The 512-nt window shown below is 52.9% G+C and carries 1 protein-coding gene; it reads left to right on the top strand.

The genetic code is table 11. The features are described 5' to 3' along the window. Positions 1 to 243: 243 nt before the first annotated feature. Positions 244 to 512, top strand: a 269-nt coding sequence (locus H8S57_RS17040; RefSeq protein ID WP_369807665.1) for a ribbon-helix-helix domain-containing protein, incomplete at its 3' end; no start/stop codon positions are given.

The following is a 512-nucleotide window of genomic DNA, read 5'->3' on the forward strand; positions in this document are numbered from 1 at the left end:
TACCTGCCCGCCCCCCTGCGGGGGCGCCCCGCAACCGGAATCCGCAGGCCACGCCCTGCGGTTCTCGGTTAAGGCAGGAATAGCCGTCATACCTGACGGCGGGCTGACAGCTTGAAAGCAGTGCTTTCAACGGGTTTGCGGGTTTTTGAATCGGTATGACTTTCAAGTTCCGGTGTGATTTTTGTCACACCTCTCTTTTCAGCCATTCTACCCGCCGATTCTAACCATTCTAACGCCGAGAATGTGAGAAGTATTGGTTGGGGCCTGTTGTCTGGTACTCACTCATTTGAAAGGAGGATTGATTTGAAGGAATCGCCCATTAAAACAGAGCGCAAGACGCTCCATCTGCCGGAAGATACAGTTCGGGCGCTCAATAAACTGGCAGCCAAGAATGGGACGGACTTTTCCAAAGAAGTGCGCAGGGCGATTGACGAATATCTGGATTTGGAAACCACCGCCGAAAATATTGACATGATAAACGGGGTCATCCGGCAGGAACTCAGCGGGCAGCT

The sequence above is a fragment of the Lawsonibacter hominis genome, assembly GCF_014287895.1.
GTDB lineage: Bacteria > Bacillota > Clostridia > Oscillospirales > Oscillospiraceae > Lawsonibacter_A > Lawsonibacter_A hominis.